The organism is Aeromonas sobria, from assembly GCF_050266975.1.
In the GTDB taxonomy this organism is placed as follows: Bacteria; Pseudomonadota; Gammaproteobacteria; order Enterobacterales; family Aeromonadaceae; genus Aeromonas; species Aeromonas sobria_B.
The window spans coordinates 1-782 of the sequence record NZ_JBKISU010000088.1 but is presented as its reverse complement, the minus strand read 5'-3'; the positions used below and the strand labels follow the sequence as shown (position 1 = coordinate 782).

1 protein-coding gene is annotated in these 782 nt (G+C 45.1%); it reads right to left on the bottom strand.

Annotated elements, in window-relative coordinates; all coding sequences use genetic code 11:
• Positions 1-225: hypothetical protein (locus ACLHZ1_RS20540; protein ID WP_427263534.1), on the bottom strand; the 225-nt coding region annotated here is incomplete at its 3' end.
• Between the last annotated feature and the right edge of the window lie 557 nt (positions 226-782).

Below are 782 nucleotides of genomic sequence, written 5' to 3'. Positions count from 1 at the left end.
AACTGCCTCAACTGCCTCAACTGCCTCAACTGCCTCAACTGCCTCAACTGCCTCAACTGCCTCAACTGCCTCAACTGCCTCAACTGCCTCAACTGCCTCAACTGCCTCAACTGCCTCAACTGCCTCAGTCGTATCGCATCGTTCCTTATAATCGTTCCTTATATAGGTATTTCTTATCTTAGAGGAGACGTTCGATTTACCTGGTACCGAGATACCCCCAATCAACACTGGGGCCTGTTCTACTTATAGGAAAGTGCCGATTTAGCCTTGGTTGAGGTACTGTCTGTGGGTAAGTTTGTATAAAAGCTGTGGTTGGCTATGAATAACTAAAAAAGTGCCGATTTTTGCTGTTTTATTGCGATCTAGGGCTTGCCAGAAAATTTCAGCTCCCTATAATGCGCCTCCATCGACAGTTCAAGCGGCAACGCAAACAACCTCGTCGATAACCTCGAAAAGCCTTTTAAAATAAGGCTTGACTCGAGAAGGCGGTTGAGTAGAATGCCACTCCCGCAGCAGCAAAAAGCTGTGTCGCTCTTTAACAATTTGAATCAAGCAATCTGTGTGGGCACTCACAGCATCGAACATCAAACAATTTTGTTGATTTTCAATGTCTGATGAAGTGACCAAGACGATTTCTTAGCAATAAGAAGTCGAGCAGTTTATTTCAGCAATTCATTGAGCCGCTGAAGTTCGCTACTCCGGTAACGAATGAACGCAAACCAAACTTAAATTGAAGAGTTTGATCATGGCTCAGATTGAACGCTGGCGGCAGGCCTAACACA